Here is a 22,840-nt window from a genome sequence, read left to right as displayed (position 1 = left end):
AATTCAAAATAATAAATATTTTCAAATAAAATCTCAATATATAACTATAAATATTAAATACACATTAAAAAAAGAGAGTGCAAAAGCAATAAACCTTCACACTCCCTACTTTTATTCTACTCCTCTTATGGAATCCACTATACTATCAGAATATACTTTTCTTGAAGCATTTATGGCTGCAAGAAGGCATATAACTAACACTGCAAGAGATGTACATAATACATTCCATATAGATATTGTCCATTCCATACCTGCCATTAATGTCCTTCTAGTTGCCATATAAAATAAATAAGTGAATAGAATTCCTAAAGATACTCCCCAAATGATTGAATATATGCCATAAAGCAGACCCTCATTTCGTATCATAGAGTTCACTTCATCCTTTGCCATACCTATAGCTCTTAACATGCCAAATTCTTTTTTTCTAAGCATAACATTCATACTCATTATATTAAATATATTTACAATACTTACAAGTGCTACAGTAAATATAATTGAATATAATATTACAGCAGTTTTAATACGGGATTTTTTTATTTTTTCAAGTTCTTCTTTATAAGAAGTTAAAGTTACTCCTCTTGAATTCTTTACTATACCCTTTAACTTATTTTCCACATAATCATAATCTCCATGTTTAGCTAAATTTATCCTTACTCTTTGGTAGCCGGAAATTTTAAAATATTTTTTAAGTAATTCATTGTCCATAATTATAATATTAGTTAAAGAAGCATCTTGTGGCTTCATAACATGATCTTTCAGTATGCTTCCAATTATAAATTGTTCCACATTTCTGTACAAAAACTTTCTATTCTCATACACATCTATATCCATTTCTATTGAATCTTTCACTTTTAAATTAGTAACATGATTATTATTTAAATTTTGCGCTAATAGAACCATAGGTTTTTCTTTAGAATTATCAAAATTTATATTTCCTTCTTTAAGATTATTTCTAAATTGTTCTAAAAACTTCTTATCATACCCTCGTATTTCACAATTAAACTTATAAATATTCTTCTTTAATGCCTCACTTATCTCTGGCTGCAACCTACTCTGCCGTTGTAATAGTTTCATCCCCTCATCAGTAACTTTATCTGGTTGTACTTTAATGAAATTACTGGTTTCTTTAGACTTTATTACGCTTTTTACTCCTTTTAATTCTTCAATATCACTTATATATTTCTCTTCTAATGAAGCTTCTCCAGCCAAGTCGTTACAAGCTATAACAAAATCTCCACCCATCTGTTTTTTTAAAGTATTTGCTGGATCTGAACAATTTATTATATAATTTACTACTATAAAAAGTATTATACTTATGCTCAAAGAAACCACAGTAGATATGAACTTTTTTCTGTTTCTATTTATATTAACTTTAGACATATTCCTTGTGAACTTGCTTTTTTCTTTAAGAATAGAAATTTTTTCCTTAAGCCTATTACCTTTAAGCTTAAAATTTCCACTAGAGTTTACAGCTTCTATAGGAGATACCTTAGAGGCTTTCTTAGCTGAAAAATATGTTCCTAAAAATATTGATATAAACCCAAAAATAAAAGATAAAATAATTGTCTCATTAGGTATTCTAAATAGGTGTTTAAAATAATTGTAACCAGAAAATAAAGTCATAACTCCTTTAGACGCAACATTACCTATAAAAATACTTAAGGGTATAAATATTAATCCTAATAAAACCCCTTCACCAATAACTAATCTTATTATGTGAGAACTAGAAGCACCTATAGCCCTTAACATTCCAAATTCCTTAATCCTCTGAATAACAGAAGTATTAAATATATTACAAATTAATACACTAGATATGATAGATACTATTATATATAAAGCTACACCGATAAATTTCAATGAATTAATTCTATTAATTAATGTCTTCTTAACAATATTCATTCTAACTGTAGCTTTATCGAAATTTACTTGAGAAGATATCTTATAAAACCCCTCTTGCGTCTCTATACCTTCTTTAAATCCCACATAAGTAGTATAACTTTTAAATTTATCTGGAACTTTATCCATGGCAAACTCTTTACAAACATACGCTTTGGCGATATTCTTTGCTACATTATAATTAAATGTATGATCAAAAATTCCAACTAATACAAATTCATTATTTAACTTCAAATCATATTTCCCATTTACTAGTATTGAACTTAAATTTACCTTATCACCTATTTTAAGATTAGGTTTAATTTTCTTAACTACCCAATTTTCTAAAGCTATTTCATTGGGTTTTTCTGGATAACGTCCTTTTAATAATTTAAAATTAAATAAATCTATAGCTTTTTTATCATAACCATTAATATCAATAGAATACTGTGAATCTTTTATTTTACTGTTTCCCATAGAAATAAATGTGGTTTCATTTTCAATAATATCATTATTGCCTTTGATTAATTTTTCCGTTTCTTTTCTGTACTCATTTCTATAATACATAATTACATCATATGAGCCCCCCATATCATCAATTAGGCGAGCCTTTTCATTGTCTCTTAAAGCATATAGCATAACACTCAAAGAAGTTATTAATGTAATAGATAATACTATACTTATTGCCACAAAAAAATTTCTTTTCTTATTTTTAATTAAATATTTCGGTATTAGCCCCCAAAAGCTTTTCATATTGCCCCCTTCTTTCTTGAAATCTTTTATATATTTTACCATTTAAGTAAAATAAATTCAAAATATTAACTGTATTTAAATGATATATAAATATTAAATACACCTAAAAAAAGAAGTGCAAAAGCAATAAACCTTCACACTTCCATCAATTATTCTACAGTTCTTATAGAATCTATTATGCTCCCTTTCACAATCTGCCTTGAAGGAAATATAGATGATAATACACATACCCCAATAGTAGCTATTGAAAGTAATATTAATAGAATAGATGAAAAGCCCCATTTAAGTGCGTTATATCCTATTAATTTATTAACTAAAAATGTTGCTGCGGCAGAAAATATTAATCCTATAGTTACACCTAAAATTACCGAAGCTATACCATAAAAAACTCCTTCATCTATAACCATTCTTCTTATTTGATTATTCTCCATACCAATAGCTCTAAACATACCAAATTCACTTTTTCTCATAAATATATTTGTATTCATAACACTAATTATATTCACTATACTTACTAAAGATGCAATCAATACAAAACTATATGCAACTAAATATATCTCCATTTTTGATTTTTTTGCTTTAGATAACTCTTGTTTAAAAGACTTTACTTGAACTTTAGGATAATGTTTTGTAAAGCTATTAAGCTTTTCGTTTACCTGCTCATAATATCTTGAGCTTGTAATAGATACTTGAATATTTTGATAAGCATTGATTTTAAGATATTTTTCTATAGCATCATTACTCATAATAATTTTATGTCCTATATCCTCACTATATTCTTTATCTAAAACTCCTGCTATAGTAACCTTTTGTATTCTATCTTCTATATATTCTCCTTTATTACTGTACCTAGAGATAATTATATTTATTTTATCTCCTGGCTTAAAGTTTGTATATTCTCTCTCTGGCAAAACTACTAATGGTTCTCTATCCATATTATCTAAACTTATTTTTTTTCCTTTAACATGGGATAATATTTCTTTCAAATGTATACGATCATATCCGGTTAATTTTTCTCCTATAAAATAATATTCTCCTTTTTTAAAACTCTTTTCTGTATATTTATTTCCTTTACTTAGATTTTCTAAATATTTAATCCCTTTATCAGTTATATTTTCTTTTTTAACTTCCATAGTAACATCTTCTATTTCTTTAATTGCATTTACACTTTTTATACCCTTTAAATTTTCAATATCTTTTATATGATTTTTTTCTAAAGAGTCATTATAATTTCTAGATGTATTCACTATAGAAAAATCCCCACCTAGATTTCTTTTTATCTCATTTACAGGATTATATATTCCAGTAAAATAATTTACTAATATAATTAAAGTTAAACTCATACCTATTGATATTATTGTAGTTACAAATTTCTTTTTATTTCTCTTTAGGTTTGTATATGCCAATTTACCTGTAAATCCTAGTTTATTATATACTCTACTATTTTTATTATTTTTTATAGTTGCACCGTTCAACTTAAGATTACTATTTGAATTTATAGCAACCATCGGTGATATTTTAGAAGCTTGTCTTGCTGGGAAATAAGAACCTACTAATATAGAAATAAAACCCACAATTAAACAACATATAACATCCTGTTTATATACTTCTATAGTCATAAGTCCATATCCTGATATTATATTGACAAGAATTGATGTTACTATATATCCAGTTGCAATACCTATAGGTATAAATATAATTCCTAAAACAATACCTTCGCCTAATATTAAAGTTATTATTTGATTAGGTTCTGCCCCTATAGCCCTAAGCACTCCAAAGTCTTTTATCCTCTCTATTATAGAAATATTAAATAAATTATATATTAATACGCTTGCCATAATTATGATAATTATATATAAAGCTATATTTATTGTTTTTATGAACTTCATAAAAGATAAAAAGCTTTTTTTATCATAATTTAATAACATACTCTCGTTATAGGAATCATTTTTAAAACTTAAAGAATTAAATCCATTTTCCATATCTATACCTGACTTAAAAATTAAATATTCTTTATAGTTTTTTGCTATATCAGGCAGCGATTTTTCTACATATTCCCTAGTAACGTAGGCCTGTGCACTTTTTTCAACATTAAAGTCAAATATGTAACTAAAGGTACCTACTAATATAAATTCATTGTCCCTTTCAAAAGCCTGATTTTTCATGGCAGTTCTGTAATCTAACTTAGAAGGTATTTTTATTTTGTCTCCTATTTTTGTATTAGAAGGTAACTTATTAACCACCCACTGTTCTAGAGCAATTTCATTTTCTTTCTGAGGATATCTTCCTTCTATTAACTTAAAATTTAATATATCCCTTGACATTTTATCATATCCAGTAATATTCATTTGATATGAAGAACCCGGTATTTCAGCTTTCCCTAGTTCTAAAGATATAGTGTACTTGTCTATATTTTCATTTTTATTTATATCCTTTAACTTTTTAAAATTAGGTGATGATATAGTTACATCTTGTATTCCACCTATGGAATTTTTCACATACTGCCATTGGGCTTTTTCAATTTTTCTAGTAATAATCCCTATGGATGTAATTAAAATTGTAGATACTATGAGCCCTATAGCTATAAACCATACTCTTTTTTTACTTTTAAACATGTATTTAGGTATTAAAGAAAAAAAGCTTTTCATTCTTGCACCTTGTATAATGAACATGTAGTAAAAATTCATTATACTTTTCCTTTCTTAAAGATTTTTACTATAATTATTATAAAACGCTATGGTTTAGTGTCTTTACCTATAGCTAGACTATTTTATTTGAAGCTCTAACCACTGTCTTATGCTTATTTGTTTAATTAGTTAGATAACTCATTAGTTTTTATATAGAACAAAAATACATTTATCATGACATTTATGGAGTATAGCGGATTAATACTATAAAGACCCTAATTACTGCTTCGAGAACTATTTCTATGAGAGATTATATTTTTACTATATGTCTCACTAAGAAACAAGCAGAAGGTAAATACTTTTACGTTGCTATGAGCCATGTTGCTAAAAAACTACTATTTTGGGAAAGCACTTTTTCATTGTTGTATATATATCATAAAAATCTATGCAATAATTAAAAATAACATTGCATAGATTTTATTTTAATATCAGCAATCACATCATTACATACTGTACTAGATGAATTAGTCCATCTAGTATATCAAAATCTATTTTCCAAATATTCTAAAAGCTCCTCCTGTACATCCACCTCTACATGAACTTACACAACTTACTGCACACTCGGCACTGCAACCATTATTACAAGTGGTTGCACAATACGCCATACAATCATGATAATAACCTTTTACATCATTATTTTTTATTTTTATTTTTTTTGAAATTAAGTTTTTCACCAAAATACCCTCTTTCTATATTATTTATTTTACTTGCTGATATTATAACCTTATATAGAAATGTTTTATTAATAATAATTACATCATATGCAAAACTACATTATTCGTTTTAAACTCTATAACCCAATAACCAGCATCATCTTTTTTCCACTTATATTTGCACGACTTTTCTTGCCACCACTTTTTAATTCCTTTTTGAGTTTTAATTTCCTGTGCACATACCTTTCTTAATAACAAAACCCTTGTCCCTTCATCTATATCTAAATCATCCTTGCACAACTTTAATTCTCTTAAACTATCCAATCTCTCATTTAATATTAGTATTTCTTTTTTCTCAGATTCTGTTACTTGTCCTACTACTTGAGATTTCATTTTATCCCTCTTTTCTTCCATTAATTTTCATATAATATTTTATCTAAAGGATCTACATATTCTAACTTTTCTATAATGCTTCCAGCGTTTATTAATCTTCTTTTTACTAATTTACTTTGTAACTTTCTAGTAGCTTCTCTTTCATAATGACTTATGTTACATTGTATTTTGGGTGAAACATTATACTCTTCAGTTAATTTTTTATTTAAATATCTACAAGCCTTACATTGATAAGCATCACACTTCCTACAAATTGGTGCGTTTTCTATTGATAGTAAGCATTCATCCTTATTTAAAATTCCTTCTTCTAAACTTCCTATAGAATCTTCTACGTCATCATAATAAAATGCTGGACATATATAGAACTCACCATTTGGTGCTAATGTTATAGTTTTACTTCCTGCAGTACATTCATTATGAGAGTTAAAATTAATTCTATCTGTAATAACATTCACCTCCAAAGGTTGGTTGTCAACATATGTTTTTTCAATAACTTCTACAAGACTATTTAGCTCCTCCTTATACAATTCAATATGTTTTTGCTTCCAATTACCTATATCTTCCAAAACTAAATTTATCCTTATATGGTCTTTTGACAAATTCCTTATATATACTGTTATATTTTCAATATTATCTTTGTTTATAAGTAAAATGCATGTGTCTGAATTCTTGTTTATTTTAGAAACATCATTATCATAAATTACTATGGACTTTTTATTTGCTTCTTTAGAATTTGAATCTACCAAAGACATATAAAAACCTTTGTTTTTTATGGGTGTTTCACCTTTTTCCCCCATAAAAACTATTTCAAAATCATTTTCACTGGCAAATTCCATTGCTCTATCAATTAATTCCATGCTCATTTTATTTTTAGTACCTTTTTTATTTCTATATGAGCAGTGTGGAGTTATATCATCTTGGAGCATTACTAGCATATATTTTTTGTCTTCAACATTTTCGTATTCTCTTCTTAGGGATGGATTTCCAGTAAGCTTTTCGTATTTTGCCCAAAATCTTTTATTTGCCCTAACTGTAGCCTTATGAAGCTTACATATATGTGTACTCCTTTTATAAATAGAACCTGAATCATCATAATTGAATCCCGTACACCATGCACATCCTGTAGCTACTTCACAGTTAATACATTCCTCTTTACTTTGATCTTGCAATGTCAGTGCATCAAATGTCCTCAATTTATCCTTGTTTATGCCTTTTTCTACATTTCCAATACACCTTCCGTTTCTTTTCTCCAAAGCAAAGTCTACAAATCTTATGCATGGAAAGAAATTTCCGTCACAATCTATGGCTAACATTTTACCTGCACCGCAAAAGTTTCTTTCCAACGATTCCTTTCTTAAAGGATTACCTATGGATGGATCAAAAAATCTAACATAGTATTCATTCCATAATTTATTTTCTAATATATAGTCCCCAAGTTCATCTAATTGCTTTTCTAGTATTTTATCATCCCCCTCTTGCCATACATCTTCAAATATAACATTAGCAGCAACTTCCTTTATGCCATTGTTCCACAAACTTATAATACTATCCTTAAGATATGGTAAATCATTATGTGAAAATGTAGCTTTTGTACTTTCATTAGGAAACTGCTTTAACCATAAAGGAACATTTTTCATTACATCATCATATGAACCTTTTCCACTGGGATATACCCTCTGCAAATCATGTTTTGTTTTATTTCCATCTATACTAATCCCTATGGATAAATGAGATTTATTCTTCTTTATAAAACTTTGTACTTTTTCCGTGTGGTATAAAAGTCCATTTGTAGAAAAGCTAAATCTATATGAATCAAACCAAGGGTGATCTAACATAAACATTTTCATTTTTATGTAATCACATACTTTATCTATTAAATCAATTTCTAAAAAAGGTTCTCCTCCTATAAAGTCCCAAACCACAGACCCCTCGCTAAATTCCTCTCTATTAGAAAGTATATAATCTATACATTTTTTAGCTGTTTCGAAAGTCATCTTTTTTCTATGATTTTTTCCTGTCATATAACAATACTTGCAAGCTAAATTGCAATCTTCTGTTACACATAAAGTAATATTTTTAACCTTCTTATCTTCATTATTTCCCTCCCAACTCTCAAGAAGCTGACCCATTTTAATGTCTTTATTATCCATATACTCACGCCCCCACTAAAATTTATTAAAATATTATATTTTTATTACCATTTTTAACATACTTACAAAAATAACCTGTTATATATGCAGCAGCTATACTTGTACCCCTAATTTTCTCTTGATTTTTTTTATAACACAATTCCTTTGGCAACTTGTATGGTGCATAATAAAAACCATCTTCATATATATGCCAATTTAGATCCTCTACTTCTTTACCCCTAACCCCTATGACACCCTTTAAATAAGCTGGATAAGATTTTAATCCATAATTATTAGCTGCTGAAATTACAATGATATTGTTTTTTCGCAATTTTCTTACTATTCTTTTTAAAGGAAACCAATATTTAAACTTAGTAGTTCCTAAACTTAAATGTATAATATCAGGATTATATTTTGTAGATTCTTCTAAAGCTTTTAAAAGCACCCTCCCATCAGTTGTAAGATTTTTATCTAGTATATTTATATCTATCAATTCTACATTGTCATATATATATTTAATACAACTTGCTACTAAAGTGCCATGATCATTGTTAGCCACAGATTCTTCAGTTTTTTCTATATACCCTTTAGAATTTATTTTTATAGATATAGCTTCAATTACATTATCTTTTAAATTGTTTTTACTCCTATCTATACCACTATCAATAATCACAACTCTAACTTTATTATTTATCATCCTTGCTCACCCCAGCACTGGTTTCTGCTAATACTTTTAATTCCATATCCTCTCTTAACAAATCAAATTCGTGACTATATAAATCTTTATAAACTAGATTATTTTTAATCAAATACTCATGAGATCCTTGTCCAACTATTTTTCCCTCATCTAATACAATAATTTTATCAGCGTTTCTAATCATTGATAGATTATGAGTGATTACTATAACCGTTCTATCTTTAGAAATATTATTTATAGCTTCACTTATTAAATATTCTGCCTCTGTATCCATAGCAGCAGTAGCTTCATCTAAAAGGATAATGGGTGTTTTTCTTAGCATGCACATAGCAAGTGCCAATCTTTGTTTTTGCCCACCAGACAAATTACTGGCCTCTTCATTAATTACCGTATCATATTTTTCATCTAACCCCATTATATATTCATGCATAAAGACTTGTTTACAAACTTGTTCAATTTCTTCTTCTGTTGATTTTGGATTAGCTAGTTTCATATTTTCTTTTATAGATAAATTAAATAAAAAAGGTTGTTGTTGTACAATTGAAATATTTTTCCTTATAGATTCTTCAGTCAGATCTCTTATATCAATTCCATCAATCAATATTTCTCCATGATTAGGTTTATAAAAATTTAAAAGAAGATTAAATATAGTGGATTTACCACTACCATTTCTTCCTACTATAGCTGTAAGTTGATTCTTTTGGACATTGAATTTAATATTTTTAAGTATTTTCTTATTATTTTCATAAGAAAATTCAACATTTTGAAATTCTATATCCCTATTATTTTCTATACACTTATCCCCAAATTTCTCTTTAGGAAAATCAATATTATCTATTAATCCAAATATTCTTTCTAAAGATACTAGTGCTTGCTGAATATTAGAGTTTATTTTAGTAACTGAAATGAGTGATTGAGAAAATTGCCCTGAATAAGACACAAAGGCTATAAAATACTGTATACTTAATGTATTTTTAGATATAAAATATATCCCCAATGCTATAACTATTAAATCATCTAAATAATTTATAATACTTGAAATTACAAAAGATAAATTTCCAGTGATACTTATTTTTATCTCTTTCTCTTTTATCTTTTTTGAAATATCTTTATAATTAGTACAACTCTTTTCTTTTAATCCATATGCCTTTATATGTTTTATACCCACCAAAGCCTGCTGAAGAATACTAAAATATCTATCATTTAGTATCTTAATTTCTCCGTTAATATTTCTTAAGTTTTTTCCAAATCTAACAAAACATATATATGAAAATGGGAAAACCGCTAGTACTACAAGAGATAGCTTAATGTTTATTTTAAATATCACAACTCCTAAAACCACAATTTTAAGTATATCTATAATGACATTAACCAAATCATTGGTTATTATGCTGCTTAAAGTAAATATATCTCCTTGTAATCTTGAAATAAACTCTCCAATATTGTTCTTATCAAAAACTTTCATAGGTAAATTCAACATTTTACTATACATGTCCACTTTTAAATCATAAGACAAATCATTACTTAAAATAGTTTGATTATAATTTTTAATAAATTGGCTAAAGGACTCTAATAAAAAAACTACTAATAAATAAATAAGTTTATTGAAGATAGATTTATAATCTTTATAAGCTAAACATTGTACAATACTACCCCATATCAAAGGTTGAACTATCCCTAGTAATATTATTATGATAGTAAACATTAAAAATATAAAAAATCTCATTTTATATGGTTTTACATAATTAAAAGTTCTCTTTAATAGTGTTACATCATTTTTAGAGAGAAACTTTTTCTTAAATTTATACATATCTGTCTCCTCTTTTAAATAATATACTACTGTCATATATAAATTATCATTTTATACTATTATTGTCAAATTTATATTATTTTGAATTTTATAATTATTTATGGTATATTATTAATATATTTACCATAAATGGTGTAATTTTATCATAAGTTAGTATCTATTACACAATAATACCGTAATACTTTATAATTACATAGGTAATCTCAAAAATACATTTTAAATAGGGGGCTTTACCATGGAAATTTTAAAAACAGAATATCTTCAAAAAACTTATGGCTTTGGGGAAGCTGCTGTTAAAGCACTAAAGCCTACAGATATCGGCATAAAAGAAGGAGAATTTACTGCTATAATTGGGCCTAGTGGCTCTGGAAAAAGTACTCTTTTACACCTTCTTGCAGGTCTTGACAAGCCATCTGCTGGACACGTGCGTATAGATGGTCATGATATACATGAAATGAGCGAAAAGGAGCTTTCAAGATTTAGAAGGAGAAATATAGGTTTTATATTTCAATTTTTTAATTTAATTCCTATATTAACTATTGAAGAAAACATAAAACTTCCTCTTCTTATGGATGGCAAAAAAATTGATGAACAATATATACATGAGCTTATAAAAACCTTAGGACTAGAGGACAGAAAAAAGCATCTTCCAGGAGAAATATCTGGAGGTCAACAACAAAGAGCCTCTATAGCTAGAGCCCTTGCCACTAAACCTAAAATAATCTTTGCAGATGAACCTACTGGAAATCTAGACACTAAGAATAGTCAAGAAGTTTTGGAGCTTTTAACCATGTCCATTAAAAAATATAATCAAACTCTTGTAATGATAACTCATGACCCTAAAATAGCTTCCCTTGCAGATAGAATTATAACCCTTAGAGATGGAGAAATAGTGGATGATAAAAGGGTTACTGCATGAAGAGTTTTTTAGGTAATAATGGCAAAATACTTAATGTAACCTCTAATAGCATAATATCATCCATTAGAACATTAGAGTAATGTGGACTTTTAATATTCCATAGGCTGCTTATAAATATATCTATAAGCAGCTTTTTTTATTTCTAAAAAAAACTTCATTATGACTATGGTATTTAACTATTCCAAAAACTCATAAAATAATTATTGCAATATTTTTAAATTATTGAATTGTATATATTGCAATGATATACTATTTACAAAGTTGTTATATTAACCTATCCACCAATCATCAGCTCTTCAATCCTTTATATAAAAGGAAGTAACAGCTGACGATTATGGAATAAAACAATTGAGGGAAGCGGGGTAAAAATGGAAAAGGATATTAAAGACCAAATTTTAAAACTTAAGAAGGAAAAAAATGCAATAATTCTTGCACACTATTATCAAATACCAGAAATTCAAGATATTGCTGATGCAGTAGGCGACTCCTACTATTTAAGTGAAATTGCAAGAGATTGCAAAGAGTCTATAATAGTTTTCTGTGGTGTAAAGTTTATGGCGGAAAGTGCTAAAATTTTATCTCCTGAAAAGACAGTGTTATTTCCAGTGCTTGATGCGGGATGTCCTATGGCTGATATGGCCAATACTGCTGATTTAATAAAATTAAAAAGTCAGCATCCTAAAGCTTTAACTGTATGTTATATAAACTCATCTACAGAAGTTAAGGCCCTTTGTGATGTATGTGTTACTTCATCTAGCGCTCTAAAAATAATAAACAAAGTTGACAACCAGGAAATTATATTCCTTCCTGATAGAAACTTAGGTGGTTACATAGCAGAACAATTCCCAGACAAAAAATTTATTTTATGGGAGGGTTTCTGTCCAACTCATGAAAAAATAGAAAAAGAAAGTATTTTAAAATTAAAAAATTCCTTAGAAGATGTAAAAATTCTTGTACATCCTGAATGTAATAAGGAAATAAGAGACATAGCAGACTATATAGGAAGTACTTCTGGGATTATAAAACATGCCACTGAAAGTACTAATAAAAACTACATAATAGTAACAGAGGAAGGCGTTCTTTATGAATTAAAGAAAAATAATCCTAATAAAAACTTCCATGTTATAGATAGCGGCATGATTTGTAGTAATATGAAAAAAACTACTCTTGAAGATGTATATAATAGTCTTTTAAATATGCAAAATGAAATTATATTAGACCAAGATACAAGAATTAAAGCTCATAGGGCTTTAATGAATATGCACGAAATGGCTAGGTAAAAATTATGGAAATGAATGTAGACGTTCTAATTGCAGGCTCCGGGGTTTCGGGTCTATATTGTGCCTTAAACCTAAATAAAAACTTAAAAGTACTACTTATTTCAAAATCAAAAATTACAGACACTAACACTTATCTAGCTCAAGGTGGAATCGCAACCGCTAGAAGTAAGGATGATATCCCAAGCTTTATTGAAGATACTTTAAAAGCAGGTAAGTACAAAAATAAGCTTGAGTCTGTAAAGGTATTAGCAGAAGAATCTATGGAGAATATAGAAAATCTCGTGAATATAGGTATGAACCTAGATAAAGCAGAGGATGAAATTTTATATACTCGTGAAGGTGCTCACAGCATAAATAGAATAGTTCACAGCAAAGATCACACTGGTGAAATAGTTGCAGATACTCTAATAAATGAGGTAAAAAAACATGAAAATATAACTATATATGAAGACACCTATATATGTGATTTAATTAATGTAAACAATAAATGTGTTGGTGGAATAATATTTAAAGATGGAAAGCAAATAAACATTCATTCTAAAGTGGTAGTTCTAGCTACTGGAGGTATTGGAGGTTTATTTAAAAATTCTACTAACCAAAGGATAATGACGGGTGACGGCATCGCCATAGCTTTAAAAAATAATGTTAAACTTGAAAATCTTCAATACATTCAATTTCACCCGACGGCTCTTTACGAAAAAAATACAGATGCCAAACGCTTTCTTATTTCAGAAGCAGTTAGAGGTGAAGGCGGTCTTTTATTTAATTCTAAAGGTGAAAGATTTGTGAATGAACTATTGCCTAGAGATGTGGTTTCAAAAGCTATATATGGTGAAATAAAAAAATTTAAAGTACCTTATGTTAATTTAGACATTTCCTTTAAGGATAAGAGTTACATTGAAAACAGATTTCCATCTATTTTCAATCATTGTCTTGACAAAGGTATAAACATGACTAAAGAACCTATACCAGTATCTCCTGCTCAACATTATTTTATGGGGGGCATATCAGTGGATTTGTATTCAAAAACCTCCATGGAAAATCTATATGCTGTAGGAGAAATTAGCTGTACTGGCGTTCACGGTGCAAACAGACTTGCTAGCAATTCTCTTTTAGAGGGCTTAGTTTTCTCTAGAAGAGCTGCTATTTCTATAAATAATAAAATAAATAATATAAAATTACAAAAAATTAAATACACAAAAACCTTTACTAAATGTGAAGTTGAAAACCTAAAAAAAGAGAATAGAAAAATTGTCATACAAGAACTAAAAAGAAGGTCGGAGGATTTACATGATGAACTATTTAAATACTGATGAAGCTATATTATCTGCTTTAAAAGAGGATGTAACCAATGAAGATATAACAACCACATCTGTAATAGATAAAAATTCTAAATCCATAGTAGATTTATTTGCCAAAGAAGATGGCATAATAGCAGGTCTTCAAGTTTTTGAAAGAGTTTTTACTCTTTTAGGAGATGTGGAAGTTAAGTTCTATAAAAAAGATGGGGATAAGATAGAGCCTAAAACACTTATCGCTACTATAAAAGGAAACACTAGAAATATTTTAATAGGCGAAAGAACTGCCCTTAATTTTCTTCAAAGAATGAGTGGAATTGCAACCATTACAAGAAAATTTGTAGATAAACTTCAAGGCACTGAAGCTAAACTTCTAGATACTAGAAAAACCACTCCAAATATGAGAGTATTTGAAAAATACTCCGTAAGAGTAGGTGGAGGCCACAACCATAGGTTTAATCTTTCCGATGGAATACTTTTAAAAGACAACCACATAAGTGCCGCAGGTGGCGTTAAAAATGCTGTGAATGCTGCAAAAGAAGCCGCATCCTTTGTAAGAAAAATCGAAATAGAGGTAGAAAATCTTCAAATGCTAGAGGAAGCATTAGCGGCTAAAGCAGACATTGTTATGCTAGACAATATGGATTTAGAAACCATGAAAAAAGCCGTAAACATAGTAAATGGCAGAGCTTTAACTGAAGCTTCAGGTAATGTAAGCTTAGACACAATAGCTTCTATCGCCGCTACAGGAGTTGACTATATATCCACTGGTTATATAACGCACTCTGCAAAGATTTTAGATTTGAGCATGAAAAACTTGAGAAACATATAAAACACTAATCCCCAGTATCTAGTAGCTAATATCCATACAACTTTCTATTGTTTGGAAATTAGTTATTGATAACTGGGGATTAATATTATTCATCTTTATATTTTCCATTACACCATCTCTTACAAAATCCAGCTTTTTTACTACACATTACTTCCTCAGAACCACATTCAGGACATTTATGTTTATCCTGTTCATAATTTACTTCATAAGTAATACCACAGCTTTTACATTTAAATTTACAGTGCCTTGTAGTATAGTTTCCTCCGTTTATGCTTATAGCCTTTCCTTCTGTTAACGCTATAGCAACCTTCTTCCTAGCACTGTCTATTATATTTTGAAAAGTTTGACGTGAAATCTGCATTTTTTCAGCACATTCTTCTTGCTTTAATCCTTCTATATCTTTCAATCGCATGGCCTCAAGCTCTTCTACTTTTAAAACCATTTCTTCTATTTCACATTTATGTTTTCCCTGTGGAACAAAATACGTGTCTTTTGGGAAAAACTCTACATTTCTAAATTTTGTTGGTCTTGGCATTTTAACTCCTTCCTGTAGAAGCTATTGTTATAGTATCCTTACCCTTCTTTTTGTTGTTCCCTGCAAATGCCTCCTGCAGATTTTATTTTATCTTTTACATAGCATTCTACAACTTCATCTCAAATTACTTAAGCTAGCACAATTACTTGTATATTATTTTCTTTAAATAGGTTTTGTTCTGTTTCTTCAATACCTTCTGCTATTATAACATTTGACCCTAAATCTCTCAAGAATACTATACAAATCCTAGTCTACGTCTTGGATTTGGCATAAAACTAATAACTAAAATTAAGTCCCTTATTACAATGCAATGGTACTATCTTTTACTCCTTTTAATATATTTTTTTTATCCCTTTAAATCTCTCTTTTCATAAAATACATATGTTGAAACAAATAGCGTTAAAATAATTATAAAAGATAAAATTAAATATATAGCTTCAAATCCCTTACCCTGCATTAAATTTTTAGCATCATAATATTTATATGGTGTTAGATATTTTAACTTTTCAAGACTTTTATCCATATCAATTGCCATAGATAAAATATACGCAAACATCAATATTCCTGTAGTTATTTGAGTAGCATTTTTAGCTTTATTACTTATGGCAGCTATCCCTGTTCCCAAAAACATAAACATAAGCTGTAATATAAACATTCCAATCATTAATACACCTATATCTTTAGCTACTGACTCCCCCTTTGCGTATTGCCCTACAATAATAAGTGAAGAAATAAGAGTTACAATATTTAGTATTAAAATATTAGAAAAGGCCGCTAATATTTTACATGTAACAATTTTATTTCTTGACATAGGTTTTACAAATAAAAATTCTGATGTTTTATCCCTTTCTTCCTTAGAAATAATGTTCGATCCAAGTATAGCAGCATGTATAGTTGACATTATTACTAAGTATAGAAAAAGTACCCCATAAAATCCCCTAGCCTTTGATAAATCAAATAAACCAGCCCCCATTATAGATTGCAAAACTTTGGGCATCTTAGTAATAATAGTACTCATAGATTGACCTGTAGATGATAAACCAGAATACTTAGCCATGCCAGACCCAACCATAAATATCATAGCAATACACCATATAATAAGGGCTCTTCTATGGGCTTTCATCTCTCTAATATATAAATTCATAATTTTTCCCTCCCTTTTACCCTTTTCAACCACTATTAAACTGTATGGATATCCCTTTTGCAATATATAAAATAACTGGCTGCTATAGTTACTATAACAACTACTACAGCTAAAATAATAAATGAAACTTCATACTGCCCATTTTTTATAATGTATGCCGTATCAAAATATTTAAATGGAGTTATATATCTAAATGCCTCACTTTCAATAACAGCTTGAAACATACCTATAATAAAAAAACCAAATACAGTACTTAAAGAAACTGAAATCACAGATTTAATTTTAGGTACAACTACAGCCACTAAAATTCCTAAAGACATGAATATTAATTGAATAAAAAATAATGTAATAGAAATCATACTAAATATTTTAATACTATAAATGTTTTCTTTTACAATAGCTCCCATGATACTAGCCGTAATAAAATAAATAATATTAGTAATAACTAAAGATGTGACTACTGCAAAAAGCTTAGAAGTGACTATTTGTCTGCGTGTAACTGGCTTTGTCAAAAGAAAATCTGCTGTTTTTTCACGCATTTCTTTAGATAAAATTGATGTGCCTAAATTCATTGCCTGAATTGCCCCACACAACACTATATATAAAAATATATAAGAATAAAAGTTTAGAAAAGAAGAAATATCTCCCGAAAACCCAAAAGCCTTTCTTACTGGCTCTGGAAATCCTTGCAGTAACTTTTGAAATTCTACAGCTTCTTTTGAAAAAGTTGGAAACATGCTTAAGAAAAATATAGTCAATGCACATAAGGAACAAATCCATATAAATGTTGACTTTCTGTAAGCTTTTAGTTCATAAAAAAACATATTCATGAATCTATTCCTCCTTTTCATAATAGTGCATAAATATTTCTTCAAGGTCCGGTTCTTCTATCCATATATTGGATATTTCTACCTGTGAGAGTTTTTTCATAATTAGATTAACATCTCCTTTAAATAGAAAACTAACTACTCCATCTTTAATATCTAATGCATTTACCCCATTCATATCAAAATAATCTTTTTCTATATTATTTGAAGTCTCAATTCTAAATCTTTTGTAGTTATCAGCCTTTAATTTACTAATTTTTTCAATCTTTATAATTTTACCTTCTTTAATAATAGCCACTCTACTACATAATTTCTGAACTTCACTTAAAATATGAGAAGAAAATAAGATAGTTGCTCCTTTTCTATTTTCCTCTTTTAATAAATTGAAGAAGTTTTGTTGCATAAGAGGGTCCAAGCCACTGGTAGGTTCATCAAGTATAATAAGCTTAGGTTCATGAAGTAATCCTTGAACTATCCCTACTTTCTTTTTATTTCCGAAGGATAATTCATCAATCTTTTTGTTAAGATCTAAATTCATTATTTGGGCTAATTCCTTTATTCTCTTACTACAATCCTTTTTGTAGAAACTAGCTGAGTAATTTAAAAGCTCCTTGACCTTCATGTTATCATAATAAAATACTTCTGCTGGAACATATCCTATTTCCATTTTGATTTCCGAGGCAAACTTTACACAGTCCTTTCCAAAAACTGTAGCACTTCCACTGGTAGGGTATATAAGAGATAACAGTGTTCTTATGGTTGTAGACTTTCCTGCTCCATTCGGTCCTATAAATCCAAAAATTTCTCCCTGTTCCACATTAAAGCTAACATCAGTAATACCCCTATTTTTACCGTAATTCTTAGTGAGGTTTTTAATTTCTACAACATTCATTTTTACGCCTCCTTTTACTTATATATTCTCATACAAACTTAATACCACTAGGTAATAACCTATCAATATAACTTCTACTTTATACACCATTATTATTTCTAAGTTTTTTAACTTCTTCTCTTGTTAAGTTTCTCCACTTTCCTACTGGCAATCCCTTCAATGTTATATTAGTAATTCTTACGCGTTTCAAATCTATAACTTTATACCCAAAATATTCACACATTCTTCTAATTTGACGATTTAATCCTTGAGATAATGTGATTTTGAAGGTTCTGTCTTTTAATTTAACTACTTTACACTTGTTTGTTACTGTATATTGCTTCTTAACAGGGTTATATATTTTCACTCCATTTCTCATTCCATTTATAAAAGAAGAATTAATTACCTTATCCACTGTTACAATATAGTCTTTTTCATGATTATTCTGCTCTCTTAAAATCTCATTAACAATGCTACCATCACTGGTAAGAAGAATTAAACCTTGAGAATCCTTGTCAAGCCTTCCAATAGGGAAAATCCTCTCTGGATGATTTACAAAATCGATAATATTTCCCCTTATATGTCTCTCAGTAGTGCAAGTAATACCTACAGGTTTATTTAAGGCAATGTAAACATGCTTTTTCTTACTTTTTAATATTTTACCGCTTACTTCAACCTTGTCTTCCTCATCTACCGCTTGCCCTATAGTTGCAATTTCTCCATTAACTTTTACTTTTTTATTCTTAATTAATTTATCCGCTTCTCTCCTAGAACAAAGTCCAGTAGAACTGATAAAATTATTTAGTCTCATAAATATGTCTCCTTCTAAAAATATAATTAACTGCCACCTTTGTGAACAAATATAAACAAATTTTTCTCCCTTATAAAATACTTTCAAGCTAAAACACTAAAATATATGTTTTTGACCTATTATAGTGTTTTATAATTGATTATACATTAATTATATCATTAACTGTAATATAATTTTTATTTAAAAAATAAAAAGCACCCAAAGGTATACTTTAACCTTCTAGGCGCTTTACTTATCAATTTTCTACCATTTCATTTTATATTTACGGTAAAAATTTAATTTTTATTCTTTAAAGCCATTACTTTCTCACCATTTATATCAATTTCTCCGTTAAACTTAAATCCTCTACGTTTATACATGTTTATAGCTTGTGCATTATCCTCATATACGCTTAAATATATTTGACCACAATTGTATTCATTAAATAATCTCTCAATCAATATATCTAGACTTCTGTTCCCATAACCCTTTCCTTGATACTCATTTCCAATCATAAATCTATCAAGCCATACTCTTCCTATATTTTTTTCATCTTTAAAAAGTCCATACATAGAAAATCCCACTAATTGTTTTTCATTATAAATACCAACTGGTCTCCATAAGTCTGACTCCTTTGCTTCTTCTAAACATTCTTTTGTACTTTCTATAAACCCTTCCTGTTCTTTTGCAACATGAAGCGCTAATGCATCATTATAATTTTCTTTTGTAATTTTTTTTATTATTATATTCACTTTACCCATCCCCCATATTCTCTCTATATATAATTATAGGTTAGTAAGCATTTATTTTCAAATTAGTCCGTAAATCCTATTTCACATATTCAGTCAATTCTTTAAAGATAGCCTTTACACCTTTACTCCATCCCTTATCCTGCGCATACCTTTTGCCTATCCAATTAAAGGGATCTTCATCTTTAGGCATATTTTTAGATAAATTAATTATTGTTCTTGAAGCTATTTTTGTACTATCATCTATATCTGTATTATATTCCATCCAGCTATGATATACATTAAACGGATTATTAGCTATCTTTTTTGAATTAGCACTATTTTTCGGCACAAAATTTTGTTCCTGACCTGTTATGGAAAAAAGTAAAATTGGATTTACATTAAATTCCTCTGCTATAGAAAGTATAGTAGAAAAATATGGTTCTTCAGCTAAAAGAGAACTACGTTTGCATAAAAATTCCTTTAACTTTACTTCATTTATTTTTTTATATCTCATATATTTAGGCATATGCGAATTTACATATTTACTTGCAATGCTCTTATTTTTCTCATCTTTAACCATGGTGTTTTCTTTTATTTGCTGTTTCCCACTCACATTAGAATAATAAGCCTTCCCTATACCACCTAGTAATATAATACAAGTAATAGTTACAATAACTATTACTTGTATTTTTTTAAACTTTTTCCAATATAGCAATTCTCTTATTAAATAATTTTTAGACTTTTTATACTCTTCTATATTACTGTGCAGTAGAGTATTCTCATTATTTTGCTTATAAGCTTGATCTTTCGAACATAAATTTTTATTTGCTAATTCCTTTTTATATTTTAAATATGAATTTTCATTTGCTAATTCATCTCGACCTTTTAAACATGAATTTTCATTTACTAATTCATATTGATCCTTTAAACACGTGTTTTTATTTGCTAATTCATATTGATTATTCAAACATATATTTTCATTTATAAATTTATTTTGATTTACTGAAATGTCTTGATTTATTAATTTATCTTCATTTGTTGAAATATTTACATTTATATCTTTAAAACCTACGTCTTTAAAACACTGCTGAAGATCACTTGTTGTAAACTCCATCTTTGTATTTAAACTAATCCAATCTACCAACTTCTCCGGTAAATCATACCTTATCCCATTATAATTTATACAAATTTCAAAAACATCTTTAAAAGTAACTATCTTTTTACCATTAATAAGAAGATTCACTAATACCTCTTTCTTAATATCTGACTTTAATTCTTCTGGTAATCCTTTTAAATTATTATATATAATACTGCTAATTGTATGAGAAAGTATTTGTGAATTTTTGGAAGATACATTTTCAGAATATTTATTATCTATATAATTTTTAATAGTTACTATATCTTCTTTATCTAAAATTTTTATATTGTTTAATTTATTTAAAACTGTACTCATAAATTCAATACCTACTATATTTTTTATATTCTCTTTATTTATCGTATACTTCTAATAGATATCTACTTTACAAGCCAAGTTTTATATTATGTTATTGTAGTTTATTTCTTCTTAATTTTATCTCTTCATTAATTTTTCTAGCTTTTCTTGACCAATAATATTTAAAACTAAACCAATAACATACATAAATTAATATATAAATTAATATAAATATTAATTTTCCATTTAAATTATCAGGCATCCATTTACCACAAACAGCAGCCGGAAAATATATGAAACTAAATAATATAAAATGTACAACCGTTTGTTTTAACAAACTCCAATTATCTACTTCAAAAATAACAGAACAAGCTGCAATTCCAAATCCTAAAAGAGATGATATAACAAACTGGCTAACCATAATACTTACAGACACATCCGCAGGAAAACTTCCCCTTAAAGCCATCATTACAAAAATAACTTGATTTATAAATACTCCTATAGTTATGCCATAGAACCCTCTTAGCAAAGCTTTTTTTACATAACTCATTTATCTTCCTCCCATATTAAAATATTCTTTAACATTTTTCATATATCTTCTAGATATATATTCCTGTTTACCACTTATAAAATTTACGCACATACTTCCATTAAAAAACATTTCTAAGTTTTTGATTTTGTTCACATTAGCGATAGAGGATTTCGAAATTCTTACAAAAGACGTGCCCTTTAGTCTTTCCTCTAATTCATACAATTTTTCTTTAACTTCATAATATAAGTTATCCGTTTGAGCAAACACTTTTCCTCTTTCACTATAAAAAAATGAAATCTCCTGAGGATTTAAAATATAGATTTTCTCTCCTTTAGTGCCTAAAATATGCTTCTTTCCAGCTTTTTTTAGACTGTTTATTACCTCCTGTATTTCATCTGTAATTTCTGAGGTATATATGACAACTTTAGTTTCTTCATATTTTGAATCTACCTGAATATCAACTTTCAAGTTTTCACCTCCCTATAAGATGCTTCTTCATTAAATAACTACCACTGCTTCATAGCTATTTCTCTTATATACTTATTATAATAATAATTACCCCTATAGACTACTGATTATAAATAAGCGGTAGTCTATTTCAAATAAGCGGTAAAATATAAGGATTAATAATCTTTATCGTAAAAAAAATATA

The 22,840-nt window shown here is 28.1% G+C and carries 20 protein-coding genes; 4 read left to right on the top strand and 16 right to left on the bottom strand.

The window, feature by feature from the left end; genetic code table 11:
* Positions 1-111: 111 nt before the first annotated feature.
* From C1715_RS04095 to C1715_RS04065, 7 genes are all read right to left on the bottom strand, one after another.
* A complete protein-coding gene (locus C1715_RS04095; protein WP_171011308.1) occupies positions 112-2,628 on the bottom strand; it encodes an ABC transporter permease in 2,517 nt (838 codons plus the stop codon).
* Positions 2,629-2,777: 149 nt separating this feature from the next.
* A complete protein-coding gene (locus C1715_RS04090) occupies positions 2,778-5,276 on the bottom strand; it encodes an ABC transporter permease (RefSeq protein WP_180963984.1) in 2,499 nt (832 codons plus the stop codon).
* 527 nt (positions 5,277-5,803) lie between these two features.
* Positions 5,804-5,989: a hypothetical protein gene (locus C1715_RS04085; RefSeq protein WP_102399375.1), complete on the bottom strand. Its 186-nt coding sequence runs from the start codon at positions 5,987-5,989 to the stop codon at positions 5,804-5,806.
* Between the two features lie 78 nt (positions 5,990-6,067).
* Positions 6,068-6,361 carry a CXXX repeat peptide modification system protein gene (locus C1715_RS04080; protein ID WP_171011306.1) on the bottom strand — a complete coding sequence of 98 codons (294 nt, stop codon included), beginning with the start codon at positions 6,359-6,361 and terminating at the stop codon, positions 6,068-6,070.
* 20 nt (positions 6,362-6,381) lie between these two features.
* Positions 6,382-8,511 carry a radical SAM peptide maturase, CXXX-repeat target family gene (locus tag C1715_RS04075; RefSeq protein WP_102399373.1) on the bottom strand — a complete coding sequence of 710 codons (2,130 nt, stop codon included), beginning with the start codon at positions 8,509-8,511 and terminating at the stop codon, positions 6,382-6,384.
* Between the two features lie 25 nt (positions 8,512-8,536).
* Positions 8,537-9,187 carry a S8 family serine peptidase gene (locus C1715_RS04070; protein WP_102399372.1) on the bottom strand — a complete coding sequence of 217 codons (651 nt, stop codon included), beginning with the start codon at positions 9,185-9,187 and terminating at the stop codon, positions 8,537-8,539.
* Complete coding sequence (locus tag C1715_RS04065; protein ID WP_180963983.1) at positions 9,177-10,997, bottom strand: ABC transporter ATP-binding protein; 1,821 nt, start codon at positions 10,995-10,997, stop codon at positions 9,177-9,179. Before C1715_RS04065 ends, C1715_RS04070 begins: the two co-directional genes overlap by 11 nt.
* 235 nt (positions 10,998-11,232) lie before the next feature.
* On the opposite strand from C1715_RS04065, the gene C1715_RS04060 reads away from it, so the two are divergent.
* From C1715_RS04060 to nadC, 4 genes are all read left to right on the top strand, one after another.
* Positions 11,233-11,916, top strand: a complete 684-nt coding sequence (locus C1715_RS04060; RefSeq protein WP_102399370.1) for an ABC transporter ATP-binding protein — start codon at positions 11,233-11,235, stop codon at positions 11,914-11,916.
* Positions 11,917-12,284: 368 nt separating this feature from the next.
* Positions 12,285-13,196, top strand: a complete 912-nt coding sequence (nadA, locus tag C1715_RS04055; RefSeq protein WP_102399369.1) for a quinolinate synthase NadA — start codon at positions 12,285-12,287, stop codon at positions 13,194-13,196.
* A 5-nt stretch (positions 13,197-13,201) separates the two neighbouring features.
* A complete protein-coding gene (locus C1715_RS04050) occupies positions 13,202-14,509 on the top strand; it encodes an L-aspartate oxidase (RefSeq protein WP_102399368.1) in 1,308 nt (435 codons plus the stop codon).
* Complete coding sequence (nadC, locus tag C1715_RS04045; RefSeq protein WP_102399494.1) at positions 14,490-15,326, top strand: carboxylating nicotinate-nucleotide diphosphorylase; 837 nt, start codon at positions 14,490-14,492, stop codon at positions 15,324-15,326. Before C1715_RS04050 ends, nadC begins: the two co-directional genes overlap by 20 nt.
* Before the next feature lie 85 nt (positions 15,327-15,411).
* Here nadC and C1715_RS04040 read toward each other — a convergent pair whose 3' ends face one another.
* The 9 genes from C1715_RS04040 to C1715_RS04000 form a co-directional block, all read right to left on the bottom strand.
* Entirely contained in the window at positions 15,412-15,861 is a 450-nt protein-coding gene (locus C1715_RS04040; protein WP_102399367.1) for a DUF134 domain-containing protein, read from the bottom strand.
* 346 nt (positions 15,862-16,207) lie between these two features.
* Positions 16,208-17,005, bottom strand: coding sequence for an ABC transporter permease subunit (locus C1715_RS04035; protein ID WP_102399366.1), 798 nt, complete (start codon positions 17,003-17,005; stop codon positions 16,208-16,210).
* A 35-nt stretch (positions 17,006-17,040) separates the two neighbouring features.
* Complete coding sequence (locus C1715_RS04030; RefSeq protein WP_102399365.1) at positions 17,041-17,835, bottom strand: ABC transporter permease subunit; 795 nt, start codon at positions 17,833-17,835, stop codon at positions 17,041-17,043.
* Between the two features lie 4 nt (positions 17,836-17,839).
* Positions 17,840-18,724 (bottom strand): ABC transporter ATP-binding protein, encoded by an 885-nt coding sequence (locus tag C1715_RS04025; protein WP_102399364.1) that lies wholly within the window; start codon positions 18,722-18,724, stop codon positions 17,840-17,842.
* A gap of 79 nt (positions 18,725-18,803) precedes the next feature.
* Positions 18,804-19,514, bottom strand: coding sequence for a pseudouridine synthase (locus C1715_RS04020; RefSeq protein WP_102399363.1), 711 nt, complete (start codon positions 19,512-19,514; stop codon positions 18,804-18,806).
* 275 nt (positions 19,515-19,789) lie between these two features.
* On the bottom strand, positions 19,790-20,245 hold the full coding sequence (locus tag C1715_RS04015; RefSeq protein WP_102399362.1) for a GNAT family N-acetyltransferase: 456 nt from the start codon (positions 20,243-20,245) through the stop codon (positions 19,790-19,792).
* A 76-nt stretch (positions 20,246-20,321) separates the two neighbouring features.
* Positions 20,322-21,677 carry a hypothetical protein gene (locus C1715_RS04010; protein WP_102399361.1) on the bottom strand — a complete coding sequence of 452 codons (1,356 nt, stop codon included), beginning with the start codon at positions 21,675-21,677 and terminating at the stop codon, positions 20,322-20,324.
* Between the two features lie 91 nt (positions 21,678-21,768).
* Positions 21,769-22,206 (bottom strand): DUF3021 domain-containing protein, encoded by a 438-nt coding sequence (locus C1715_RS04005; RefSeq protein ID WP_102399360.1) that lies wholly within the window; start codon positions 22,204-22,206, stop codon positions 21,769-21,771.
* Positions 22,207-22,656, bottom strand: a complete 450-nt coding sequence (locus tag C1715_RS04000; protein WP_102399359.1) for a LytTR family DNA-binding domain-containing protein — start codon at positions 22,654-22,656, stop codon at positions 22,207-22,209.
* Positions 22,657-22,840: the final 184 nt, after the last annotated feature.

It is taken from the genome of Haloimpatiens massiliensis (assembly GCF_900184255.1).
In the GTDB taxonomy this organism is placed as follows: Bacteria; Bacillota; Clostridia; order Clostridiales; family Clostridiaceae; genus Haloimpatiens; species Haloimpatiens massiliensis.
The sequence above is the reverse complement of the archived record's forward strand: the minus strand, read 5'-3'. Positions and strand labels throughout refer to the sequence as shown.